This window comes from Paenibacillus sp. FSL E2-0201, from assembly GCF_037963325.1.
Classification (GTDB): Bacteria; Bacillota; Bacilli; order Paenibacillales; family Paenibacillaceae; genus Paenibacillus_AQ.
Window position 1 is genome coordinate 256,248 of sequence record NZ_CP150154.1, and the last position, 24,495, is coordinate 280,742.

The following is a 24,495-nucleotide window of genomic DNA, read 5'->3' on the forward strand; positions in this document are numbered from 1 at the left end:
CCATTCTGAGATAGGAGAAGACTCCATGGAAAAATCGATAAAAAAATATTTTGCTCTTTTTGCATTACCGACCATAATAGCCTTTGGAATCGCTTTTGTTGTACCATTTCTGCTAGGTATATATTTATCCTTTACAGAGTTTACTACAGTCAATGATGCTAAATGGATAGGTTTTGGCAATTACGTTAAGGCATTCTCAAATCAAGAATTCCTAAATGCGCTGGGCTTTACGGTTAAGTTTACAGTTCTATCGGTTCTTACGATTAATGTGTTCGCTTTCATTCTGGCGATGTTGTTAACTAGAAAACTAAAAGGCACTAACGTATTTAGAACTATCTTTTTCATGCCTAACTTGATAGGCGGTATCGTATTAGGATACATTTGGCAGTTGATCTTTAATGGAATCCTGTATAAATTTGGTGTTACTTTGACCTCAGATGCTACTTATGGATTTTGGGGATTAATCATCCTTATGAATTGGCAATTGATAGGGTACATGATGATTATCTATGTTGCAGGTATTCAAAATGTGCCTAAGGATATAGTAGAAGCCGCAAGAATTGATGGAGCATCACGTTCTAAGATTTTACGTAATGTGACCATCCCGCTCGTAATGCCGTCTATCACCATTTGTTTGTTTTTAACCTTATCGAATTCATTCAAATTGTTTGACCAAAACTTAGCATTGACCGCTGGTGCTCCGTCTAAGCAGACATCCATGTTGGCACTGGACATCTACAATACATTCTACGCAAAAACAGGATGGGAAGGTGTAGGTCAAGCGAAGGCCGTCGTATTCTTTGCTTTAGTAGCCTTAATCGCCTTAGTACAACTTGTCATTACTAGAAGAAAGGAGGTTGAGAACTAATGCAACAGACTAGAGCAAAAGACTACTCCATTTTCACTATTTTGTTGGTCTTGGCCATTGCGTTCTTATCTCCGATCTTTATTGTTCTAATGAACTCCTTCAAAGGTAAGTTCTACATTAGTGATACGCCTTTCTTATTCCCTAATGAAACTACTTTTGTTGGTTTAAAGAACTATACTAGCGGTGTAGCGAAGATCGATTTCTTTAGTGCTTTCGGAATGTCCTTGTTTATCACCGTGTGTTCGGTTGCTGTAATCGTGTTATTCACTTCCATGACCGCATGGTATATTACTCGGGTGAAATCAAAATTCACGAACTTAATGTATTACGCATTTGTGTTCTCAATGATCGTACCTTTCCAAATGGTTATGTTCACAATGACTAAGACAGCCAATGTGCTGCATCTCGATAATCCGATTGGAATTATCTTGATCTATTTAGGATTTGGCTCAGGGCTATCCGTCTTTATGTTTAGTGGATTTGTGAAGTCCATACCGCTTGAAGTTGAAGAAGCAGTTATGATTGATGGATGTAATCCACCGCAAGCCTTCTTTAGAGTGGTATTGCCCATCCTAAAGCCTATTGCTGTAACCGTAGCAATCCTAAATGTAATGTGGGTATGGAATGACTTCCTGTTGCCGGATCTGCTGATCGGTACTGAATACAAAACAATTCCTATTGCGATACAGTACCTAAAAGGCGGATACGGATCGATTGATATGGGAGCTATGATGGCGATGCTTGTATTAGCTATTGTACCGATTATCATTTTCTACCTCACCTGCCAAAAATACATTATTGAGGGTGTTGTTGCAGGAGCTGTGAAGGGTTAAATAGAATATGTCTGTAGAAGCAAGTAGGGTGCTTTTCTTGTTGAGTCTTCTCTTCAAGAATCCCCTGCTTTCTTATTTAACGTGCAAAGGAAAGGTAGAAATGGAGAGATTGACTATTATAGATATCGCCAAATTATGTGGGGTTGGCGTGACTACAGTATCCAGAGCGATAAATAATCATCCAGACATTAATGAAGAAACAAAAGCGATGGTTATGAGAGTCATCAAAGAGAACCATTATGTACCAAATAACAGTGCAAGAAATTTAAAACGTTCAGATTCGAAAACGATTGCAGTATTGATTAAAGGGATTTCTAACCCCTTTTTTAGTCCGATGATCAAAGTATTTGAAAAAGAGATTCAGCGAAAAAGATACTCCTTCATTCTGCAACGAGTTGATGAGAATCAAGATGAGATCGAAGTAGCGATTGAGCTGGAGAAAGAAAAACGTTTGAAGGGAATTGTGTTCCTGGGGGGATTATTCTCACACTCTCAAGAAAAATTACAACAATTAACGGTTCCATTTGTTCTTAGTACGATCGGAATGACGGAAGAGTTTGATCTAAGTGATTATTCTTCTGTTTCTGTAGATGACTTTAATGAAAGCCTTAAGATCGTCGATTATTTATGTAACTTGGGACATCAGAAAATAGCAGTCATTACTGCACCTGAAGATGATGTGAGTATCGGTAAACTGAGATATGAAGGCTATAAAAAGGCACTTTCAGATCATGGAATAGCTTATAATGAACGGCTAGTACGGCGGATGAAAGAAGATATTGATAGCTACAGTATGGAAAACGGGTATGTGGTTACAAAAGAACTGCTGGAGTCAGGGGAAGAGTTTACTGCTATTTTCACCTTATCAGATAGTATGGCCATCGGCGCTTGTAAAGCAATATTTGAAGCGGGTAAGCGAGTACCAGAAGACTACTCTGTAGCTGGTTATGACGGACTGGATATTTCCTTCTATTATAATCCCTCCATTACTACCATCAAGCAGCCGGTAGTTGAAATTGCGGAAGCGACAATTAAGATACTTTTTGATCTCATTAATAAGAAGGTAAATCACGCGCATCAGATTTTCCCTGCAGAATTAATGGTTAGAGAATCTACGAGGTCTATATTGTAGTGTCAAAAGGTTTATATGTTTAAGTTTATTTACGAATCGGGGTGGGGAGATAGAACCGCAAGAGATTAAACTTAATGATATCAGCAGCATCACTCGGTTTCTCACCGCATTCGGTGACCCTACTCGGATTCGGATTGTTACGTTATTAGGCAATAAAGGTCGCCTGAACGTTGGGGAAATAGCAGCAGAATTCGAAATAAGCAGGCCAGCGGTCTCGCACCACCTCAAAATCTTACGGGATGCTCGCATTGTTGACTTTAAGAAAAGGGGGCAGGAGGTGTATTACTGGTTGGCTCGTGAGAGGGTTACAATGAATTTTAGGACGCTTGCCGATTTGGCGTCGTCGTTTCATTATGGGGACTAAGCCAGCTTAAGAAATCGGCTTAGTCCTATTTAGTTTCGAGATTTAAGGTCCTTGTTGAGTACATTTCGAAACATCCCCACACCTAATAATACCAAGGGTAGAAATACACCGAAGGTTATAATATAGTACACCCAGTAATTATCAAATAATGTGTTGTAATAAGTGTAATTTGGAGCAATAAGCGGTGCTAGTGCAACAAGGATCATTCCTGTAGGTAGAGTTAGCACTCGAAACTCTTTTAGGTTTAATAATTGAGACATTCCTAGAACAAAAGCGTAGAAGTACAAGGTTACTTCTATAAATAAGGTTAACATCCACAATAGAGCTATCAAGGCTTCAACCCGCTCAAAGAACCCACCAACCGATATGCGTCTTGCTATGTTATAACTGGGATATATATCTCTGGTCGTTAAATCCGGACCTAGTACTAATACGGAAACAGTGACTGTCAGGAAGATGATAATCCCACCTAGGAAACAGCCCTGTAATAAGGATTTTGTTATTTTTTTTTGTTGATTTACATAAGGGAGGAACATTAGAAAGACAACGGGTTCTAAGAAGGTGTAAGCCGAAATGGAGATGGACCCTCTTAGCACTGGCTTTATTCCGTCCTCTAATATGGGCAGCATTCTGACAATTTCCATTTGAGGTATAATGGCCACCGTCAGGACCAGAAATAGGACTATAACCATGGGAGTAAAGATCTCACCCGTTCGTCCGATGACCTCAATACCGAGTCGTGTTGCCATAATGACGATCAGTATAAATAAGATTAGAATGGCCGGGATAGGAGTTCCAGGTAACATTTTCGAGGTCACGAAATCAACCACTTCCCGCATACTTCCTACTGCAACGATGAGAAAATACATTAAGGTCAAAAGGGATAGAATAGTCCCTAACTATTTTCCGAAAACTTTTTGAATCACTTGGATAAGCGTTAGTTTGGGGTATAACTTTGCAACTCTGCTATACATATAGATGGCTAATAAACCTACGACCATTCCAATTAAGGAAGAAATCCAGGCATTTTGTTTGGCGTAGTGTGTAGTGGAAGGAGGGATTACTAGAATGGAATCCCCGATGGTAAGGAGCATAACAAGAATAGTTAGCTGACGAGTACTTATTTTTCCTTTTTCGAGCATGGCCTCATTCACTCCAATGTATTACTTCATCTTTTCTAAGAAAGAGTTAGTCACTTTTCCTAACTGGCGAATCTCCATGTTCACCTTTACGTTTACTGGCAAGTTAACAAAGGTTTGATCCCAATTATCACTCAGTTTCTTCCATTCTTGCGGGTTGGAGCGATGGATGGCTTCACCAAATCCAAAAATATCACTTTTATATTCTTGTTGTACCTTCTTAATTGTAGTTTCGAATAACTTTATCACTTTCTGGTTGGCAATTTGATTTAATTCTGCGATGGTTTTTGGGTTCGTCAGTTCTAGATTGCTGCATTATACCTCGCCTATATCTGCTTCTAAATATTGATTAATACTGATAGCAGGTTTTCCTTCCTGCACGCTGCCTTTAACTTTGGAGTGAGCTTCAAATACCTCAAGAGATATCCTTTTCCCTTCAGGACAGTTGATGTAGAACACCGTGTTATTCACTTTGTTCGTTAAATAGTTATACACCTTTGATTCCTCTTGATTTAGCCAACCGATTAATTTGTCATCTTTGAATACGGCTAACCCTGAGTATTTTAATTGTGTTGGTGAATCTACCGTTTCAACATTCTTTGGGGTCTCCCCCACATCTATATTCCCTTGGATAACAACCCCTGTTAAAACTGGATCTTTACCCTTAGCTACAAGATCTGTAATCAAATCTCCTAGTGTTACAGTAGATGTAGGCGCCCATTGCTTCTCCGATGTTTCCAAACTGGAGAACAAGCGTACAGCGGGAATCTTTTCGAGGCTAGTTAATATTTTCAGAGCATCTTCTGCCTTGGCGTCCTTTGACACCACTATAAAATAATCATTTCGAGTTGCGGTATCCCTTGACATGAAGTCAAGAACGTCACGTATTCCCCCCCTAGCCAGATCCTCGCTGAGGACTAAGATCCGCAGATGAGAGATATAGATTTTACGTGGACTTACGGTTGTGATTTTCCTAAGGGCTTCATATACGGTTTTTCCGGTCGTTTTATAAAGGTTAACGGGTGATTGAGGGCTCCCCCCTTTTGATCCAGCGATCTGGCTGGGTAAAACCACTTGTGCAGAAACTTGAAACTCATCTCCGACCTTATCTATACCGATACCTACGGCAATCGCGAGATCATTCATTTCCTCTCGACTCCAGCAACCCGTTAAGCCTATTTGCATGAGCACAAGAAGGCAAAGCAGAAGTGATCTTCGTTTCATGGTGTATTCCTCCATTAGATCTCTCGGGGCTAGTCCGACTAATTGTTAAGATAACCAGGCATTTACCATGTCGGCTACAGGCTTATAGATGAACACCATCCAAGCCAACGGATTGGAGATCGAGATATTCATTACGTAAATAAGACTAAAGCAAGTTCCCAGCAATAGAAGAAATGAAAATACCCACAGCTCCCGGATTAGCTTTTTCCTCCACATAAGGGGTACTTCAATAGCAATAATAACGGCTACAATGATGAGAATCCCTACTATACCCAATATTAACAACCTCCCAACCAATCTTTAGTTCCGAGATGCCAAGTCTTTGCTAAGTGCTTTTTGAAACATGCCCACACTTAATAACACCAAGGGTAGAAATATCCCGAAGGTAATGACATAGTACACCCAATAATTATCAAAAACTGCGTTGTAATAAGTGAAGTTCGGGGCAATGATGGGAGCAAGTGCAACTAAGATCATCCCTGTGGGTAAGGATAATACCCGATAATCTTTTAATTTCAATAATTGGGACAACCCCAGAACGAAAGCATATAAGTACAAGGTTACTTTTATGAACAAAGTTAACATCCACTCTAAAGCGATCATGGCTTCAACCCGTTCGAAGAATCCGCCAACAGATATGCGCCTTGCGATGTTATAACTGGGATATATATCTCTGTTTGTCAGATCCGGACCTAATACCAGTATAGAAACGAGAAGCGTAATGAAAATTACGATACCGCCTAGAATCGCTCCCTTAAAGAAGCTCTTTGTTATTTTTCCTTGCTGATTTACATAAGGAAGGATCATCAAAAAGACAACTGTTTCTAAAAAGGTGTAAGTAGTGATGGAGATAGACCCTCTTAGAACAGGCTTTATCCCGTCCTCCAAAATGGGTAGCATTCTTACTATTTCCATCTGAGGAATAATAGCAAAGGTCTGAATTAGAAATAAGAAAATGAACATGGGAATGAAGATCTCGCTAGCTCTTCCAATGACCTCGATACCCAGACGGGATGCCATAATTGCGATCAGTATAAATAACATTAAAATGGCTGGAATAGGGGTTTCAGGTAACATTTCTGAGGTCACGAAATCAGCGATTTCTCGCATGCTTCCAACGGAAACCATAAGAAAAAACATGATAGCCAGAAGCGATACAATCGTTCCTATCCATTTTCCAAAAGTCTTTTGAATGGCCTCTATAAGCGTTAAATTGGGATAGGCCTTTGCGAACTTGCTATACGTATAGACGGCTAATAGACCTGCGATCATCCCGACTAAAGTGGAAATCCAGGCGTTTTGTCTAGCGTAGTGAGTAGCGGAAGAGGGGATTATAAGAATAGAATCCCCAATAGTAAGGAGCATAACCAATATGGTTAGCTGACGGGCACTTATTTTTCCCTTTTCTAACATGGCTTCGTTCACTCCTATTTATTTGTCTTCATCTCTTGCAAGAAAGAATTAGTTACTTTTCCTAACAGACGAATCTTACAATCCATCTCGATGTTTACCGGCATATCAACAAAGGTTTGATCCCAATTATTCCTCAGCTTCTTCCAAGCCTGCGGGTTAGAGCGATGGATGGCTTCACCAAATCCAAAAATATCGCTTTTGTATTCTTTTTGCACTTTCTTAATCGTATTTTCGAATTGCTCTGACACTTCCTTGTTGATGCTTTGTTCTAATTCGGTAATGGTCTTTGGGTTTGTCAAGTCTAGATCTTTACATTGTACCTCTGTTAAATCTGCTTCCATATGTTGCTGAATACTGATTTCTGGCTTGCCATTCCGCATGCCGCCCTTTATCTTGGCGTGGGCATCAAATACCTTATAAGACGCCATTTTTCCATTGGGACATTTTCTGACGGCGAGCGATTCCTTCACCTGATTGGTTAAGTAGTTATACACCTTTGATTCCTCTTGGTTTAGCCAACCAATCAATTTGTCATCCTTGAATACCGCTAGCCCTGAGTAATTTAATTGTGTTGGAGAATCTATGGATTCTACATTTTTTAGGGATTCTCCTACGGCTACACTTCCTTCGATGACAAGGCCCGTTAATACAGGATTCTTCCCCCTAGTTACCAGTTCTGTAATGAGTGTTCCTAAGGTCACCGTTGATGTAGGTGCCCAAGTTTTCTTTGAGGTCTCTAGGCTGGAAAACAAGCGTACAGCGGGAATCTTTTCGAGATTGGTTAACACTTTCAGAGCATCCTCTGCCTTGGCATTCTTTGCTACCACAATAAAATAATCATTTCGAGTTTCAGTATCTCTTGACAGGGAATCTAGGACATCACTGATTCCCTCTTTAGCTAAATCTTCGCCAAGGACTAATATTCGAAGATGAGAGATATAAATTTGACGTGGGCTTCTCGTTGTGATTTTCCTAAGTGCTTCAGTTATAGTTCTACCGGTTGCTTTATAAAGGTTAACGGGTGATTGGGCAATGCTTCCTTTTGAACCGGCGATTTGACTGGGTAACACAACTTGTGCAGAAACTTGATATTGATCTCCTTGTTTATCGAAACCAAGGCCTACAGCAATTGCAATTTTGTTTAACTCCTGTCTGCTCCAGCAACTTGTTAGGAATATTTGAATGAGAATAAGAACGCAAATCAAAAGCGATTTTCGTTTCATGATTTATTCCTCCGTCAAATCTCCCGGTTTTTGCGGGGGTGTACTTTTTTCCCGAACGATATTTTTTTGATTGATTAGCCTAGGGCGGTTAAACATAGCCCACAAGGGCATTCGGAAGAAGACATCCTTTTGATCGGAAAGATTATAGGGTGCTAACGGGCTCATGTAGGGAATTCCAAAGGAGCGTAAGCTGCACATATGCAGAACTATCGCAATAACCCCGATAATGATCCCGAACAATCCAAAGGATGCAGCAAGGAACATCATCGGAAAACGAAGCATTCTAATCGTCAAAGAAAGATCAAAGGATGGTAGCACAAAGCTAGAGATCGCCGTTATAGCGACGACAATAAGCATCGCAGCCGAAACAATACCGGCATCCACCGCTGCAGTCCCAATCACCAAAGTACCTACAATGGATACAGATTGGGCTATAGTTTGGGGCATTCGTACACTCGCTTCCCTTATAATCTCAAAGGCAAGTTCCATTAACAGTGCTTCAATAAATGCGGGAAGTGGCACGCCTTCCCGTTGTGCAGCCAAACTGATCAGCAGGGTTGTGGGTAGCATTTCCTGATGGAAGGTAGTAATAGCTACATACAAAGATGGGGCTAGTAGTGAAACAAATATACTGAAATAGCGAAGCAGCCGAACTAGGGTGCTTACATCGGCGCGTTGATAATAATCCTCGGCCGTCTGCATGAAGGATACGAATAAGGTAGGAACCGTCATTACTATAGGCGTTCCATCTACTAATATGGCTACTTTGCCCTCCATAAGCGCAGCTGCAATAACATCAGGACGTTCTGTATGATGGATCGTTGGAAACGGAGAGTAGGTTTCATCCTCGATTAATTCTTCGATATAACCACTTTCCAGAATGGCATCCACATCGATTCGATCTAAACGTGAATGTACTTCTTTCACAATTCCTTCACTAACAATGCCATTGATATACATAATAGCTACATCAGTCTGGGTTACACGTCCAATTTGCTGTGTTTCTAACCAGAGATTGGGGTCCTTTATTTTTCGCCGAATTAATGCAGTATTCGTTCGTAAGCTTTCTGTGAAGGCTTCTTTAGGTCCGCGAATTACCGTTTCAGTGGAGCTTTCCGTTACACCGCGGTCTTTCCAGCCTCGCATTCCAATCGTGAATCCTTTGGTGTCTCCATCGATTAAAAGAATCACATCTCCGGATAGTAGAGAGGTAAATAAAGAAGTGAATTCGGTCACATCCTTGATATCACCTACAGTGAGCATGTGTCTTTTAAAAAAGGAATAGTTGTCACCGTCAGCTTCCAAGGTTGAATCAGGAATTTCTAAGATAAGAGACTCTAGAATGAAGTCCTGAATAGCTTTACTGTCTGCTAGTCCATCTGTATAGAAAATAGCGGCTTTGATCTGGTGTTCTAAACCAATAACGAAATCTCTGATCACAAGGTCAGTGCTATGGCCAAGGGTTGTTTTTATATATTGAATATTATCTTGTAGGCTTTTCTTGATAGGTTCCTTAGGTAAATCTTTAATGGGGTCGGGGTGCCCTAATGAAGGCTTTTTAAAAGCTTTTGTTATCGTTCTGTTCAGAAATCCCATAGTTGTTATCCCTCTTCCGCAAGCTGCTGTAATATAGCTATTACCATAATGCGGTGGGATTATTCTTTGAATAATCTACTGCGGCTTGGGGGATGAACACACAAAAAAGCCGCCGAGATTCTCTCGACAGCTAGGGCAGAACTTGATATTTAAGAACTAGAGGATGTCCAATCATTCGTCAGGTGTTTCTCAGTTAGTATGGAGAGCAACTGGATACCGACTTCATTATGGCCGCCTTCTGGGATGATCAAATCGGCGTATTTTTTGGATGGCTCAATAAAAGCTTCATGCATCGGCTTAACCGTGCTTAAATATTGGTGATGGATCGACTGGATGCTCCGACCGCGTTCCTCGATATCCCGGAGTACCCGGCGGAGGATGCGCACATCAGGGTCAGCATCAACAAATACTTTGATATCAAGCATATCGCGGAGATTCTCGTCGGACAGAACATGGAGTCCTTCGATGATTACAATATTGTTTGGTTTCAGTTCTACGGTCTCCGTAGTGGAGCGGGCATGAACTGTGAAGTCATACACTGGTGCATATGCGGTTTGATCTTCTCGCAGACATTTAAGATGCTCGATAAGCAGCTCGTTGTCGAAAGCGAAAGGATGATCATAGTTAATGGATTCACGTTCAGCAAAGCTGAGGTGCGAATGATCCTTATAGTAGTTATCTTGAGATATGAAAGTTACCTTTCCCGTTCCAAGACGGTCAATGACGGAGCGGGCTACGGTTGTCTTTCCCGAGCCGGTGCCGCCGGCGATACCAATGATGAGCATGTGATTCAATAACCCTCCCTAAGATTGCCGTTGCAATTCCAATATTGTAGCACAGCGCTCATGTTTTTTCACCTTAGATCGGGTAAAATTAAGATGGGATTTTTTGAAATTCGTCTATATTAGGGACAAGGTAAATACGGAAGGGGCAATTCTACCAATGAACGGAAAAAAATCAGTGCAAGAAGCCTTTAATGAAACGACTTATCGAATTGTAGGACATGGGAATAGAGATGTTCAAGTCTTGAAGGAAGCCTTTGAAGCTGTAGAGAACAGTACAGCATCTGATATTTACGGATCGGGAAAGGTTATTGAGGAATTCCAGGCGGAGATGGCGGAGCTTTTGGGAAAAGAAACCGCAGTCTTCTTTCCGAGTGGAACGATGGCACAGCAAATCGCCTTAAGAATATGGTGTGATGAACAAGGCCTCAAGAGAGTTGCTTATCATCCTTTATGTCATTTGGAGATCCATGAGCAGGATGGGCTGAAGGAATTGCATCATATCGAGCCAGTCCTACTGGCAGACAAAGATCGATTAATCACCTTAGATGATGTAATACATATGAAGGAAGATATCGCTTGTCTGCTGCTTGAATTGCCGCAGCGCGAGATTGGTGGACAATTACCGGAGTATAAGGAGCTTGAAGCGATTTCTGCACATTGTCGTGCTCGCGGAATTAAGCTGCATCTGGATGGCGCAAGATTGCTTGAGACACTCCCCTATTACGGTAAGACAGCTGCTGAGATCTGCGCCCTCTTTGATAGTGTCTATATCTCACTATATAAAGGAATCGGGGGAATTGCAGGCGCGATTCTTGCAGGCAACGAGGACTTTACGAAGCAATCGAAGATATGGAAACGGCGGCATGGTGGCGACCTAATCAGTCTGTATCCTTACATCATTTCCTCTGATTACTATTACCGGCAAAGAGTAGATAAGATGCACAAGTATTATGATGGGGCCAAGGAGCTTGCTGCCTTAGTTAATCAATGCCGCGCTGTGACGACATTACCTGCTGAACCGGTCTCCAACATGTTTCATATGCATTTTCAAATGTCTCGGGAGAACATCGAACCGATTCTGTCTTCTGTATATGAGACAACAGGAATCGGTTTAAGCGCAGCGATAAGACCAACGGGAGAACATACTTCTTATTGTGAGATCAGTATTGGAGACAAGTACGCCGACATCCCTAAAGAAGAGCTTAAAGAATTTTTTCTGCTACTCGATAAGCTAATGCATGAATTATCTTCCGAGCAGCGATCGAAGTAACGAAATCCGTAATAATTGTTTTTTAATAAGCTTTGTACGGAAATCACTCCTTAATTGATTGTAGATCGGTGGGCAATGGGTGAGCGCCCAATGGTACATGAATTTAAAGTCTGTAGCGTCTTTCGCAGAATTTAATAAATAGTATGAGATCGTATCATACGCATTATGGCTAAACCATTCTGTCATTTCCTGCTCGCTATAGCCATATTTCTGAATGGCCATATTCTTAATCAAGAGTTTCTCCTCCAGATTCTCAATTAAGAATCCCTGACTCAGATGAAAGGTAATGTTGTCACCATGTAATCTATACACGCCGGCAAGGGTATCTATGAAGCCAGCATCACCGACCAACAGAGAGCGCAGATAAATAGAAGCATCGTTGACCATATTCATACTCAGGATATCCATAGCCATTAAGGCCTCGCGCTTAAAGACAGTTGTTAGTGTGGAGGAGGGCTTCGGATATCCTTTTTTCTCGAAATTCATGAAATAATCTTGCTTCTTAATAATTTTACTTAGCTGTAGGCTGCTGATCTTCAGTTGTTTTGCCTTTGAATATTCAAGAAACACATTAGCAGCCACAAATGAGATTTCGGGATGAAGATTGTGAAAGTCCACAGCCTTACTTAAATAGTTCATGTCAATCAGATAGTCGTCATCATCTAGGAAAAGAACATACTCGCCATCACCATGAGCGGCAAAGGCTGAACGGCGATTATTACCGGGTCCGCTATTCTTTTCGTTTCGCATGTAGATTACCTGCGGCTCATCTCCGAAGCTTTGCTGCATTAACTCTTCCGTCCCATCTGTAGAACAATCGTCGATCACTGTGATCTCTTTATGAGGATAGTCTTGCTTTAAGATGCTTTGGATCGCTTGGTATAGAAATGCCTTTCTATTGTAAGTAGTGATAATGACACTGACCTTGGGATAATCGGCAAAGGAAACGAGTACTGGGTCTGAACTAGCCGTATCTGAGGACTGATATTTGAATGCAACTAACCCATGGATTAACCCGTCGATCTCTTCTTGCACGATACTAAATTGCTCTGCTAAATAGAACCTTAATGCATCCTCCGAAGCTCTCCCTGTGAGATAAGCCTGGATCACCTCTGATAAAGTTTCTAAAAAGGCTTTGACTTGGGGATTTTGTTCTTTATCTATGATCAGACGACATCTTTGGAAGATTTCTTTATCATCCATATGAAGGGGGAATGAGTGGTTGATTTCATCATTTAGGTCATTCAGAAAGACGTAACAGGCTTGCTGTAAAACCTCGCTATGATCCATTTCGAGTCCTCCTGTTGTGTTATTTGGATAAACCACTTACCTCAGGCTGAGTATTAATTTTATTTTTGAGTTTATATCGATACTTTTTGAGATGTTCCCATGTATAGAGAAATACTTCCCGTTCCATTAAAGAGCCGATTACGAAATATACAGGCAAAATCACAAGTCCTAGCAGTACACCCCACAACATAAGTCCCGCATAGGAATGGATGGGGATATTGATAGCGCGAGAGATCAGAATAATGCCCACAAAAACCACTGCATTCGTTAGCCATCTTTTAAAGGTGACCCAAGCACTCCGATTCAGCAGATGTCTGCTAGCGTAGATCACGATATCTATGGAGCGGTATAAGAGGGCGGCTATAGTTCCCATCAGTACACCGTAAATTCCCATGAAGATTACAAATACAATGGAAGCTACCAGATTTATAGCTGATTCCAGAATGGAACGGTTCTGTGTGTTCTTGAAATGCCCGGCGATGGTAATCACATTATTGGAAGAAGCTCTGGCATTGGTTAATAATTTAATGACTACGAACAGGATCGGTAGCCACATATCGATGTAATTCACGTCATTTACTCCAGCGGTATACAACTTCATAAAAGGAAGAATTAGAATGTAAGCCACAGTCAGAATTGAGAAGATGAGCCCCATAAAGTAGACTTCGTAAGCATCATAAAATTTAATAAAGGCTTCTTTACTCTCATGAAAGCTCTGACCAAGAGCTGCCTTTACACTTCCGTTTATAGTTTGAACAATGTTATCTACAATCGTAAAAATCATGTTGTACATGACATAGATGCTAACGATCTTTAAGTTCGTAAATATAGTCAGGATCAGCACGTCGGTATTTCTAAACACCAAGTAGGAGATCTCATGAACTAACACGGAGTTTTTTTGACCAATGGCTGCATAGTCTGGTTTAAGATTTAGGTCGATCCATTTGTAATGCTTATTGATATAGATATAGAAGACAACGATTTGAAGTATGGTCAATATGAAATAGGATGCTTGCACTGCGATGATGTTAACACCTTGAAGTAATAACAGAATCCGAATCACATTGTTCAGAATATTAGCCACAGTGACAATAGAAGTTTCTACATAGCTTTTTCCCTCTGCAGCGAGCAGAACTTTGAATTTTCCTTGAAAATAATAATTAATCGCTCCGCCCATCCCTGTGAGCAAAATAATGAGCATAATCGATAATTTATCGATGTCAGAGGTGATCACTAATGGGTATATAACGGCAATTAGGAGGACGGCGAAGAAATAATAAATCCCTGTTTTTTTATAATAGCTGGAGGTAGCGGCCAGAATAGAGTTGATATGGGTCTTATCATCCGAAGCTACCGGCTTATATAGGGCTTGGATCGAAGCGGCGCCTACACCGGCTTCTAGCAGGGCCAAATAACTAATGATCTGTACAATCGAAGCGATTAAACCATTGGCTTCAGAGCCATAGTTAACCATAATCAGTCTGGGTATAAAAAAACCAAGGATGATCGTGATGAGCTGACTTCCGAGTCCAAAGGATAAGTTAAGAATGCTCCGCTTGGCTCTCATAACGTATCCTCCTTTCGTAAAGCGATAAATACGTATCCAGATGTTCGAAATGCCTTTCGGCATGTTTGGCTTGTGGCGTAACATCCATGTAGTGGGTAGTCATACTATCAAAAACCTGTGCAGGCTGTAGCTGCTCTAGTGTAGTGAAATCGGTATATAACCCTTTGTACTGGGCATCTTCCATTACATTGATCATTTTTTGGCTGTAAGCCACGGGAAACACTGGTTTACCCAACACCCAGCCCAGGATCATCGCATGGAATCTTGATGCTACTATGAAGCTGGAGTTGGCTAGAACGGCCAAGACCTCTTCCATATTCGTTTTATATAAATGCACTTGGATGGCATCCTCATAGGAGGAGCCCATAAGATTCCGGATTTCCTCAATCGCTAGCTGATCACCTTCATGTTCGCAAAATGACATGAAATGAACAGCGTAGCCTTTTTCAATGAAATAAATTGCGAGTTCTTTCATTTTTTCATAATAGAGGTTGTCAAAACCGTTCAGACCTTTAAAAGAAGGCTTAATAACGGATAAGACGATGTAATCCTCAGGTTCGGGTTGAAGATCTGGCGGGTTAAGCTGAAAAATAATATCTGGCGCTAAACGGACATGATCCAGATCCTCAAATAACTCATAAGAGTACTTTTCTCTAAAACAGATATCTGTATAGTCCTTAAAAATCCGCCTGTGTTCCTCATAATATTCTTTATCTGTATAAGGGCCGAAATTCGATCCTAATAAATAGTAGGGTTTATTCTTATTCCGTATGGCTTCAGCGTTCTTGAAATGCTCTTCCCAATGTTCTGCCTGCATAAAGATCGAGCCACCGATATGAACAACGCCATCGGAGCGATCGGCCATATATTTTTGCGCCAGATTATGTATCTTTAACCTTCTGCAAATAAAGGCAACGCCTCTTAAGAAGAGGGAATCAGAAGGATACACTTTCAGATTCTTGATCTCTTTGAAACACTGCTTGTATAAGCTTGGAGCACAGATTCTGAATTGGGTATCGGGATATCGCTCACATAGCACCTTAATGAACAAATCATCGCCCAAATTAAATTCGGTATAGGCATAGATCAGCATCTTTTTCATATTCTAGATTCCTTTCGCTTGAACCTGGATAAGCTTCTCTCCACAGAAATGAATCTGTGATATAGAAGCGGGGAGATTAAGAATGCTCGGATATAAAGGGCTAATCTTCGATCATTACCTCTATAACGTCTTATGAGTTCATACATTTCTTGATTTAGTTCAGGATAGGTATGATCAATGTCGCGAAGTAATTCCTGAATGCTTATGCCTTCTGTCCCATTAAGACAGGTTTTGAGGTTGAAAAAGTAATTCTCGATCAACTCGCGATTTCTTATATAAGGGGATATCATATCCAGCTTCTCAAAGGGATGGGCCTCGAAATAGGCATCGACCCGTTTGAATACACCGACGACATCAAATTTTTTCACATTATAGCTATTGGAAATTGAAGTGTTTCTTTGTAAATAAAACGATAATATATCCGGTAACGTAATGACTCTAGCCGCTCTGGATAAGGCTTTGTAGATAAATTCCTGATCTTCTCCATTTACACAGCGTTCTGTATATTTGAGTCCATGAAGGAGTAATAGATCCCGTTTATACGCAATGCTCCCTGTCCATATCCGCAAGCTTTTGTCCACAAAAATATGAGTCAGCGCTTCACTGCCTGTGATGTCACTATAATCGGAAGAGTAACTCAAAGTAGTGACTCCATCCTCTGAAACATGGCTATATCCCCAGCAAATAATCTCGGGGGCTGATACTTGAGTATGGGTATGAATAGTTCGGACTAAGTCAGTAGAGATATAATCATCTCCATCCAGAAACAACACATATTTCCCTTTGGCTTCTGCTAAGCCTCTATTTCTAGCCGCGCTAACCCCCTGATTTTCTGTTCGAATGACTTTGCAAGAAAAATCGGGGTAAAGGGAGAGGATATTATCTATCACGTTGTAGGTGTTATCCGTTGATCCGTCATCTACGATAATGACTTCGAAATGTTGTTCACTTTGGGTAAGGAGCGAATTAAACATAGGGGTTATATAATGCTCAATATTGTATACAGGGACCACAATGCTTAAATTCATGTGCTGGCTCCTTTCCTTAGTAGAACTGGATAAATAGCTATCTTAAGCTTACCCTCCGTATCAAAAGGTTGTATATACTACTTTAGTTTACTTATTGCTACCTCTATTTCGTTGTAACATCACGTGAATAATAATTATTACAGTATGTAAAATGACAATCATATCGATTGGTATAACATATATAGAAAGCCATAAAATCATGAACGCTCGAAGCGGAGGGACCTACAATGCAGCTGCAAAAAATATTCGTGAACGGTGAGAGATTAAAGAATACGATTGAGGCATTTGCGGATTATGGGCGTACAGATAACAACGGCGTGACCCGGTTATCGCTGACTGAAGAGGATCTTAAGGTTCGGGATTATTTTCGATCCTGTTGTGAAGAATTGGGGATGTCTGTGAAGGTGGACGATATGGGCACGATGTACGCTACGCTTGCGGGTGTAGAGTCTGGGCCTCCTATTGTGATTGGTTCGCATATGGATACTGTGAAAAAAGGTGGCAGATTTGATGGCGTACTTGGGGTAATCGCTGGACTAGAGGTAGTCCGCACACTCGTGGATCACGGGATAAAACCGAAGCTACCGGTGACCATTATGAATTTCACAAATGAAGAAGGCGCTCGATTTGAGCCTTCGATGATGGCTTCTGGTGTGCTGGCCGGCAAGTTCGATAAGGTGGAAATGCTGAATAAAAAAGATCCGGAGGGCATTACCTTTGGCGAAGCGCTGGAGGAGAGCGGATATAAGGGAGAAACAAGCAATCGAATTACTGAAGCCACTGCTTATTTGGAGCTTCACATCGAGCAAGGTCCCGTGCTAGAACAAGAAGAACAGTCGATTGGTCTGGTGGACTGTGTAGTTGGCATGGCCTGTTATGAGATTGAGGTGACGGGGGAATCGGATCATGCGGGCACAACGCCTATGGCGATGCGCAAGGATGCCTTGTTCGCTGCCACGGATCTGATCACAGCGCTGCGAAGCAAGCTGAGTGTGCTCGACTCCGAGTTGGTGTATACCATGGGCAGAATGAACGTGCTACCTAATATTCATACAGTTATTCCTAATAAAGTGATCTTCACCATTGAGGCTAGACATAAAGAGATGGAGATTGTTCGTGAGGTGGAAGCGATTATCCATGATTTGCCGGAGAGGCTGCTGGCCTGCGAAGTGAGTAAGACCAAGCTTTGGGGCAGAGAGACCGTCTGGTTTGACCGGGGTGTATGTGATTTAGTGGAGCAAGCGACACAAGCCTTGGGTTATTCTAAACGGAAGATCGCAAGTGGCGCAGGGCATGATGCTCAGTTCGTAGCCAGCTTTCTGCCATCCGCGATGGTGTTTGTACCTAGTGTGAAGGGGAAAAGTCATTGTGAAGAGGAGTTTACCTCCTATGAAGACTGTGAAAAAGGGGTAAATGTAATCCTAGAAACGGTGTTGTTATTACTGTCAAAGTAATACGTGTCACTAAACATAACATTCAATTATGGTAGTAGTGCTTTAATTTCATACAAAATCGTCAAAAAGACACTCTAAGCAGTGTCTTTTTTTATGAGATAATGATTAGGGTTGTGTTGGGTACCAAATGAACCTGAAGTTGATGGGCGGTTTAAGACGAATCCTTTGTGTAAAAACACAATGATGATAGATAATATTTTAATTTTTTACCAAAATGGGAATACTAAACGTATGTTATCATTCTTTACATAAGGGATCTACATTAGACGGGAGAGATGAATGATGATTATCGGAGTGCCTAAAGAAATTAAAAATAATGAGAATCGTGTAGCCATAACGCCTGCGGGTGTAGTTAGCCTTATTAAAGAAGGACATCAAGTGTTAGTGGAAGCCGGGGCTGGTGTGGGAAGCGGATTTCCGAATGAAGAGTATGCTTCTGCCGGAGCAAGGTTGGTTCAGGATGCAGCTACGGTCTGGAACTCTGCCGAAATGGTGATGAAAGTGAAAGAACCGCTGGAAAGCGAGTACCCCTATTTCCGTCCAGGCCTTATCTTGTTCACATATTTGCATCTTGCACCTGAGCCTTCTCTGGCCGCTGCACTTAAGGACAATGGTGTCTTTGCTATCGGATATGAGACGGTTGTTCATGAACGTACCTTGCCGCTATTAACACCGATGAGTGAAGTAGCGGGCCGGATGTCTGTTCAACTTGGTGCTCAGTTCTTGCAAAAAAACTATGGCGGACAAGGAATTCTTCTCTCCGGTGTTCCCGGGGTTAGTCGCGGGAAAGTTAGCATTATCGGCGGTGGCGTAGTAGGTACCAATGCTGCGAAAATGGCGATCGGATTGGGAGCTGATGTTACGATTGTTGACCTCAGTGCAGAAAGATTACGTCAATTAGATGATATTTTTGGGGCACAGATCAATACACTGATCTCGAACCCTTACAATATTGCCAAAGTGGTAGCTGAGGCAGATCTGTTGGTTGGTGCGGTGTTGATTCCGGGTGCAAAAGCACCGAAGCTGGTTACAGAAGAAATGGTCAAGACTATGAAGCCGGGGTCAGTGATTGTTGATGTGGCCATTGACCAAGGTGGTATCGTAGAGACGATTGACAGAGTGACAACACATGATAACCCTGTATTTATCAAGCACGGCGTACTGCATTATTCTGTTGCTAATATGCCGGGTGCTGTTGCCAAAACTTCGACGATTGCTTTAACCAATGTTACCGTTCCATACGCCCTGCAAATTGCCAATAAAGGCGTGATCAAGGCGATTCAGGAAAATGCCGGCCTAAGAAGCGGTGTAAATATCGCTAATGGAAAAATTACCTGCCAAGCCGTAGCTGAAGCACTTGGAGAGAAAAATTTTACGGTAGAACAAGCGATGGAGCAGACGTTCACGATGAGCTAAATAGATGCGTTCCAAATGACTGGTAATATTTTGGAACCAATAGACAGCGAATTCCCGCTATGGGAGTTTGCTGTTTGTTGTTTCTGGGGGAATACACCTGGCTAGCTTCTGTTTCGAAGTGGGGAGATCTGGTAGAAGTTTGCTGATGCAATTTAGGAGTTGGTTTTACCTCGTAAAGAGGTGGATTAGACCGGGTGGTTTTTTGCTGGTGAGCTGTTAAGTAACTAGATTGTATTGTCTGTGACTAGGTACAGTGGTTGTTGCTAAAGCGGTAATAAAGGTGGATAGACTACATAGAAGTTGGTTTGAATTCGATCAAAACTAGCAAGTTTCAACTATGTGTAGCCTGATTTGGCTAGTTACAGCTTGATTAGTTAGTATTTGTTTTTTTGCTACGGTGAGAGGTTTGTTGAAGATGATTTTTAGGGAAATCCTCCCTAAAAATTACGCGAAAATGGCTTAAAACGCTATAATTAGGGAATTTCTCCCTAAAAATACGAAGAATATGCCCAATAATAACCTGATCGGTTGAATATTAGGGAGTTTTTCCCTGATTAGTAGTAAACCAAGCCTAAAATACAGAATTTTAGGGAGGAATTCCCTAAAAACTCTAAAGGGGCTCTCTCGAGTAGCGGTTTATGTACTGTCGCGCCACTCCGTCACACCGTAACCCGCATCAACGTAGCTGGCAACTCCGTCCCATGCAAACCCGCAACCCTGTAACCAACGTAACCAACGTAACCAACGTAACCCGTAACTCAGCAACTCCGCTCTCACGGAAATCTATAACCTCGTAACTCCTCCACCCGGCGATCTCAAGGCCCGCCATCTAGCCCCCATCCCATTATCTTATAGTCAGCTACGAGCACGCATACTATAATAAAATCACTCTAGAATGCAAGGATCGGCTATTTTTTTAGGCAGGGGTGGGGCTAGTGACGGATAAGGATCCATTGTTTGATCGTTTCTTCGATAGTATGGAATCGTTGGCGGATGCGATTAGTGAATCTCTTCAATCTCAAGTTACGATTGAGGATAGCAATCACCATGTGATCGGATACAGCTCCCATCAATTTGAGAGTGACTCTGCGAGAATTTCAACCATTATCGGAAAGCGCGTACCTAATGCTGTCATTATTGGGTTGCGTAAGAAGGGGATTATGCAGCAGCTTGAGCACGCTACACGTCCGATCCGGATTCCTGCGGTCATGGAGGTAGGGCTTGGACCTCGTTTGGCTATTTGCATCAAACATCAGAAGGAAATTCTCGGGTACATATGGGTAGTGGATGCAGGCAATCTAGTTGAAGGGCACGCGGAGAATATTGTAGAGAAAGCGGCGGCCATCGTTGGTCGTTATATATTGAAGCAACGGGGTTGGAAGACGAAGCAGGAGAAGACTCAGGAGGATTTTTTCTGGAAGCTGCTTACCTCCCACTATGACAATGAAGCGAATATCAAGCAGGATGCAGAAGTTTGGTCGATTCTTTTGCCGGAAAAATATTATATTAGCGTGTTTGAGAGTGACAAAATTATCAATGATCATTTCATACTTCGGTTTCGGCAAACTATGGCCTCTTATCCGGGGCTGCAATTATTGTTTCTGACGGCGGAGCACAATCGGTTGATTATATTGTTTTCATTCAGCTTTCGCATGGAAGGAACGGGTGGGCTGTTTTCGTTCATGCATAAAATTATCGAGGATATGCGTAAAAGTGAGAGCTGTATGCTAGCTGCGGGCTGTAGTCTGGATTACACCGAATATATGTCGGCGGCTATTGCGTATTGGGAAGCGGGATCCATTCTGGAGATCAAGAAGCTGCTGCCTTTTCATGGCCGGGAGTTACTATTGTATGAGGATATTGGATTTTGGGCGTATATTCCGGCTATGCTGGAGCAAAAGCGCAGTCGAACCCGCAAAAGTCCTCTGCTCTATCCACTTAAAGAGCATGATCGCGATCATAAAAGTGATTTTCTAAAAACGATCGCCGTTTATTTATCGCTCAATGGAAATCTGAAGGAATCGGCCGCTTTTTTACATATTCATACCAACACATTGCTGTATAGATTAAATCGCATAGCAGAGATTACAGGTAAAAGCTTGAAGGATACTGGATACCGTACTTCTATTTATTTGGATATTTTGACGGAAGAGACCAGGCAGCTCAATCAATGGTTTGTTGAGGCGCGGGAATAAAATGAATTAAGCACCAACTGGGCAGTGAACACGTACAATAACCTATATTTAGAACCTATAACATTGGAGGGACTAAGCATGGTGAAGGAAGTTCGTTCACCCGATGCCCTTGACTTTGAACGGAAAATGAGAGAAAGCATCGTGGATTCGGCCGAAGGTTTAAATAATAGTGGAGCGGATTTTGCAACATTTGATGAGTCACGCGGTAATCCGCAATTTTGGACGCGTACAGATATCGGAGGACTTCAGCTGAATGCTGGCGTGGCACCTTCGGTTGGGGTTAAAGACATTTTTCGGAACGGACATTTATATGCCTTCGAATGCGCGACAGCGATGGTCATTGTTATGTACAGGGCGACAATTGAAGCTATAGGTGAAGAAGCTTTTAATAGGTATTTTAAGGATTTGTTCTTATGGGATTGGAACTACGACGAGAATCTACGCTTAGTTACGAATTATAATAAGGATCAGATGCTTCGGGGAGATGTTGTGTATTTCAGGAATCCAGATCATGCCCCTAGCAAGCCGGAATGGCAGGGTGAGAATGCTGTTAAGCTTGAAGAAGACCTGTTTTATGGCCACGGCATTGGGATAACCACTGCAGAAATTATCATAGACTCTCTTAATGAGGAAAGAGTGCCCGGAAGTAATGTTTCAGCTTTTCTTACGAATGAATCGATACATCCTGATTTTAATTATTTACAGAGATTATCTACAGATTCTGTCTTACCCATGGCGGAAAATAGAGGCTCCCAATACACTGTATTTTCAAGAATAGGGGTTCGAAGCTACATTTATAAAATCTAGAATCTAAGAAAGCACAAAGAAAAGCAATCTTCCTGCAAAAAAATCCCGGACCTCCGATAAGGTCCGGGATTTGCTGTGTTCGATAACCTAAAGCTCTGTAAAATCGTTGCGGAATTTCTCAAAATCAGATTTTCTGCATTCCAGCGCAAGCCGTGTGCCTGTTTCTTCATAGCTTGTGGATTGAACATGGGCATGCTCGTTAAAATAAGAGACCACATTGCCGCGATCGAACGGAATCAAAATTTCACACTGAACATAATCCGTAAAAACATGGCTGCGAATCAGATCTGTAAGCTCAGCCATTCCACTATTTTGTTTCGCGGAGAGATAGATGTTGTCCCCTTCAATATGCGGGTAAGGCAAGTCTGTTAGGTCAGCCTTATTATAGGCATAGATCGTCGGAATCTGATCAGCGCCGAGTGCTTTTAATGTCTCATCCGTGACGGCCATATGCTGCTGATGCTGTGGATCGGAAATATCGACTACGTGAATCAATAAGTCAGCTTCGGTCACCTCTTCGAGCGTGGAGCGGAAGGCTTTGACTAGATGATGGGGAAGCTGGCTGACGAATCCAACGGTATCCGTTAATAAAAAGGTTTTGTGATCCGGTAGCTCAATGCTCCGAACGGATGTCTCCAGCGTAGCAAATAACATATCTTTGGCGAACACTTGCTTATTAGAGCCTGGATGGAACGTCTCCACCATCACATTCATTAAGCTGGACTTGCCGGTATTTGTGTAGCCAACGAGACAGACAACCGGAACTTCATTCTTATGCCGCTGCTTCCGCTGAATTTGGCGTCTTGCCACTTGCTGTTGAAGCTCAACTTGTAACGCTGTAATCCGTTCTTCAATTCTTCTGCGATCCAGCTCCAGCTTCGTTTCACCAGCGCCTCTGTTCTTCAGCCCAGCACCACCGCCTTGTCTGCCAAGGGACTCCCGGAGTCCTGTTAATCGAGGCAACATATATTGCAGCTTGGCTACTTCTACTTGCAGCTGTGCTTCTTTGGTCTTCGCTCTTTCTGCGAAAATATTCAGAATTAGAATCGTCCGATCAATGACCTGACGATCCAAAGAAGACTCTAAATTGCGAATCTGTGATGGGGATAGCTCATCGTTAAAAATAACAATAGGAGCATCATGCGCTTCCAGAAGCGCTGATAATTCCTGGATTTTGCCTGTGCCGATATAGTGGGAAGGGTTGATCCGGCTTGCCTTTTGACTAAGTTCTCCGACAACCTCCAGGTCACAGGCGGCAGCCAAATTGCGCAGCTCCTCCATGGAATAGGCAAAGTTTGTTTCGTTTTGAAGCTGGACACCGACTATAATAGCTTTTTCTCGTAGTTGTTCCATATATTAATCATCCTCCAGTAGTAAAAAGTAAACGCAAAAAAACACAGGCCATCTGCCTGTGCTTACGGTTCGTTAGAGGACGTCAGAACAAATGTGTAAGGAGAAATCTCCATTACCACATTCGGGTCATCCATAGATATATCGAATTAAACAACGGCTGGGGCGTAGGGAAATGATAACTTAATCCCTTACGAGCAGCAGTTGGTTTATTGGCTTCTATGGAGTTAAATGGGTAGACCTATCCTGAGTCCTCTGCACATGGGCAGAGCTTTAGCGCTATTCAATTAGCCGCGCAAAGTTCTAACTCGGATAAAGTCTATCACACGTAACCCTCCGTTCATAAAAAGTTAAGTCGAGTTTACCATATCCTTTATTTGGTGGCAAATCTGTATTTTATGCTCGGTGAAGCACTTCTCTATTTTAATATCATCCAAGA

General features: G+C 42.0%; 19 protein-coding genes and 2 pseudogenes. 8 read left to right on the forward strand and 13 right to left on the reverse strand.

From position 1 onward, the window contains the following. Window positions 1-25: 25 nt before the first annotated feature. From NSU15_RS01210 to NSU15_RS01220, 3 genes are all read left to right on the forward strand, one after another. Window positions 26-868, forward strand: coding sequence for a sugar ABC transporter permease (locus NSU15_RS01210; protein WP_042123416.1), 843 nt, complete (start codon window positions 26-28; stop codon window positions 866-868). Beyond that, window positions 868-1,701: a carbohydrate ABC transporter permease gene (locus tag NSU15_RS01215; protein ID WP_042123418.1), complete on the forward strand. Its 834-nt coding sequence runs from the start codon at window positions 868-870 to the stop codon at window positions 1,699-1,701. Before NSU15_RS01210 ends, NSU15_RS01215 begins: the two co-directional genes overlap by 1 nt. A 100-nt stretch (window positions 1,702-1,801) precedes the next feature. Then, window positions 1,802-2,833 carry a LacI family DNA-binding transcriptional regulator gene (locus NSU15_RS01220; protein ID WP_076116405.1) on the forward strand — a complete coding sequence of 344 codons (1,032 nt, stop codon included), beginning with the start codon at window positions 1,802-1,804 and terminating at the stop codon, window positions 2,831-2,833. 393 nt (window positions 2,834-3,226) lie between these two features. Here NSU15_RS01220 and NSU15_RS01225 read toward each other — a convergent pair. The 7 genes and pseudogenes from NSU15_RS01225 to udk form a co-directional block, all read right to left on the reverse strand. After that, window positions 3,227-4,339: pseudogene (locus NSU15_RS01225) on the reverse strand (endospore germination permease). A gap of 21 nt (window positions 4,340-4,360) precedes the next feature. Beyond that, a pseudogene (locus NSU15_RS01230) lies at window positions 4,361-5,575 on the reverse strand (Ger(x)C family spore germination protein). Window positions 5,576-5,605: 30 nt separating this feature from the next. After that, window positions 5,606-5,836, reverse strand: a complete 231-nt coding sequence (locus NSU15_RS01235) for a hypothetical protein (RefSeq protein ID WP_339288821.1) — start codon at window positions 5,834-5,836, stop codon at window positions 5,606-5,608. Window positions 5,837-5,860: 24 nt separating this feature from the next. Continuing rightward, entirely contained in the window at window positions 5,861-6,973 is a 1,113-nt protein-coding gene (locus NSU15_RS01240; RefSeq protein WP_339288822.1) for an endospore germination permease, read from the reverse strand. A 14-nt stretch (window positions 6,974-6,987) separates the two neighbouring features. Further along, window positions 6,988-8,196, reverse strand: coding sequence for a Ger(x)C family spore germination protein (locus NSU15_RS01245; RefSeq protein ID WP_339288823.1), 1,209 nt, complete (start codon window positions 8,194-8,196; stop codon window positions 6,988-6,990). Between the two features lie 3 nt (window positions 8,197-8,199). After that, window positions 8,200-9,792: a spore germination protein gene (locus NSU15_RS01250; RefSeq protein ID WP_339288824.1), complete on the reverse strand. Its 1,593-nt coding sequence runs from the start codon at window positions 9,790-9,792 to the stop codon at window positions 8,200-8,202. 149 nt (window positions 9,793-9,941) lie between these two features. Further along, window positions 9,942-10,577: a uridine kinase gene (gene udk / locus NSU15_RS01255; protein WP_076116417.1), complete on the reverse strand. Its 636-nt coding sequence runs from the start codon at window positions 10,575-10,577 to the stop codon at window positions 9,942-9,944. A 157-nt stretch (window positions 10,578-10,734) separates the two neighbouring features. On the opposite strand from udk, the gene NSU15_RS01260 reads away from it, so the two are divergent. After that, on the forward strand, window positions 10,735-11,847 hold the full coding sequence (locus NSU15_RS01260) for a beta-eliminating lyase-related protein (RefSeq protein WP_339288826.1): 1,113 nt from the start codon (window positions 10,735-10,737) through the stop codon (window positions 11,845-11,847). On the opposite strand, the gene NSU15_RS01265 is transcribed toward NSU15_RS01260, so the two are convergent. Genes NSU15_RS01265 through NSU15_RS01280 form a run of 4 tightly spaced genes read right to left on the reverse strand, consistent with a single transcriptional unit; the run spans window position 11,821 to window position 16,834 of the window. Beyond that, a complete protein-coding gene (locus NSU15_RS01265; protein ID WP_339288827.1) occupies window positions 11,821-13,137 on the reverse strand; it encodes a glycosyltransferase family A protein in 1,317 nt (438 codons plus the stop codon). The two genes, NSU15_RS01260 and NSU15_RS01265, sit on opposite strands and share 27 nt — an antisense overlap. Window positions 13,138-13,156: 19 nt before the next feature. Further along, a complete protein-coding gene (locus NSU15_RS01270) occupies window positions 13,157-14,704 on the reverse strand; it encodes a sugar isomerase (RefSeq protein ID WP_339288828.1) in 1,548 nt (515 codons plus the stop codon). After that, window positions 14,679-15,806, reverse strand: coding sequence for a polysaccharide pyruvyl transferase family protein (locus NSU15_RS01275; RefSeq protein WP_339288829.1), 1,128 nt, complete (start codon window positions 15,804-15,806; stop codon window positions 14,679-14,681). The genes NSU15_RS01270 and NSU15_RS01275 overlap by 26 nt, the downstream gene beginning before the upstream one ends. Continuing rightward, window positions 15,803-16,834 carry a glycosyltransferase gene (locus NSU15_RS01280; RefSeq protein ID WP_339288830.1) on the reverse strand — a complete coding sequence of 344 codons (1,032 nt, stop codon included), beginning with the start codon at window positions 16,832-16,834 and terminating at the stop codon, window positions 15,803-15,805. Before NSU15_RS01280 ends, NSU15_RS01275 begins: the two co-directional genes overlap by 4 nt. A gap of 227 nt (window positions 16,835-17,061) precedes the next feature. Between NSU15_RS01280 and NSU15_RS01285 the strand changes: the two genes are divergently transcribed. Further along, the gene (locus tag NSU15_RS01285; RefSeq protein ID WP_339288831.1) at window positions 17,062-18,288 is read left to right on the forward strand and encodes a Zn-dependent hydrolase; all 1,227 of its coding nucleotides are present in this window, start codon (window positions 17,062-17,064) and stop codon (window positions 18,286-18,288) included. A gap of 282 nt (window positions 18,289-18,570) precedes the next feature. Continuing rightward, complete coding sequence (ald, locus tag NSU15_RS01290) at window positions 18,571-19,704, forward strand: alanine dehydrogenase (protein WP_076116432.1); 1,134 nt, start codon at window positions 18,571-18,573, stop codon at window positions 19,702-19,704. A 636-nt stretch (window positions 19,705-20,340) separates the two neighbouring features. Here ald and NSU15_RS01295 read toward each other — a convergent pair. Beyond that, window positions 20,341-20,481, reverse strand: coding sequence for a hypothetical protein (locus NSU15_RS01295; RefSeq protein ID WP_339288833.1), 141 nt, complete (start codon window positions 20,479-20,481; stop codon window positions 20,341-20,343). Between the two features lie 158 nt (window positions 20,482-20,639). Between NSU15_RS01295 and NSU15_RS01300 the strand changes: the two genes are divergently transcribed. Together NSU15_RS01300 and NSU15_RS01305 are read left to right on the forward strand one after the other, a co-directional pair. Further along, window positions 20,640-21,899, forward strand: coding sequence for a helix-turn-helix domain-containing protein (locus NSU15_RS01300; RefSeq protein WP_339288834.1), 1,260 nt, complete (start codon window positions 20,640-20,642; stop codon window positions 21,897-21,899). 78 nt (window positions 21,900-21,977) lie between these two features. Beyond that, window positions 21,978-22,706 carry a protein-glutamine gamma-glutamyltransferase gene (locus tag NSU15_RS01305; RefSeq protein ID WP_339288836.1) on the forward strand — a complete coding sequence of 243 codons (729 nt, stop codon included), beginning with the start codon at window positions 21,978-21,980 and terminating at the stop codon, window positions 22,704-22,706. Window positions 22,707-22,793: 87 nt separating this feature from the next. Here the strand turns inward: NSU15_RS01305 and hflX are convergent, their stop codons facing one another. Further along, window positions 22,794-24,059, reverse strand: coding sequence for a GTPase HflX (gene hflX / locus NSU15_RS01310; protein ID WP_076116436.1), 1,266 nt, complete (start codon window positions 24,057-24,059; stop codon window positions 22,794-22,796). Window positions 24,060-24,495: the final 436 nt, after the last annotated feature.